We start from the raw sequence: 293 nt of genomic DNA, 5'->3' as shown, positions 1-293 counted from the left end.
GTGCTTGCGCTCGTTGAGGCTGACGTACTTGCTGACGTGCTTGCGCTCGTTGAAGCCGACGTACTTGCTGATGTGCTTGCGCTTGTTGATGCAGATGTACTTGCACTTGTTGATGCCGACGTACTTGCTGACGTGCTTGCACTTGTTGAGGCTGACGTACTTGCTGATGTGCTTGCGCTCATTGATGCTGACGTACTTGCTGAAGTGCTTGCACTTGTTGAGGCTGATGTACTTGCCGATGTGCTTGCACTTGTTGATGCTGACGTGCTAGCCGATGTGCTTGCACTTGTTGA

At 51.9% G+C, this 293-nt stretch carries 1 protein-coding gene; it reads left to right on the top strand.

What is annotated here, in order from left to right; translation table 11 throughout:
• The coding region (locus ADH31_RS10135) for a hypothetical protein (RefSeq protein ID WP_049508995.1) at positions 1–293 on the top strand (293 nt) is incomplete at both ends.

This window comes from Streptococcus pseudopneumoniae (assembly GCF_001072375.1).
Classification (GTDB): domain Bacteria; phylum Bacillota; class Bacilli; order Lactobacillales; family Streptococcaceae; genus Streptococcus; species Streptococcus pseudopneumoniae_L.
Note: the sequence above shows the minus strand (reverse complement) of the source record. Positions and strands in the feature narration are given on the sequence as shown.